The sequence below is a fragment of the Pauljensenia sp. UMB3104 genome (assembly GCF_030217285.1).
Lineage (GTDB): Bacteria > Actinomycetota > Actinomycetes > Actinomycetales > Actinomycetaceae > Pauljensenia.
In genome coordinates this window covers 1-236 of sequence record NZ_JASONN010000601.1, presented here as the reverse complement: position 1 = coordinate 236, position 236 = coordinate 1, and the positions used below count along the sequence as shown (strand labels likewise).

Annotated in this window: 1 protein-coding gene; it reads left to right on the top strand. The window is 58.9% G+C overall.

Annotated elements, in window-relative coordinates; translation table 11 throughout:
• Window positions 1–13 precede the first annotated feature (13 nt).
• A partial coding sequence (locus QP415_RS12945) for an ATP-dependent Clp protease adaptor ClpS (protein WP_285100345.1) occupies window positions 14–236 on the top strand: 223 nt, incomplete at its 3' end.

Genomic DNA, 236 nt, shown 5'->3' with positions numbered 1-236 from the left:
GAGCGGGAGGTCTATGACAACGTCGTTTCACGACCGTGCGGTTCCTGATCAGCCGCGCGAGGATGCCTCGTCATGCCCATTGGCACAGTGGCAAACCGTGGTGTGGGATGACGTGGTGAACCTGAACGACTACGTGGTAGAAGTGCTGATTCGACACTTCGGATACTCGCGTCACGCTGCCGACGAACTGACTGCGCAGATCCACACATTCGGCCGGGCCGTCGTGTCAACTGGAA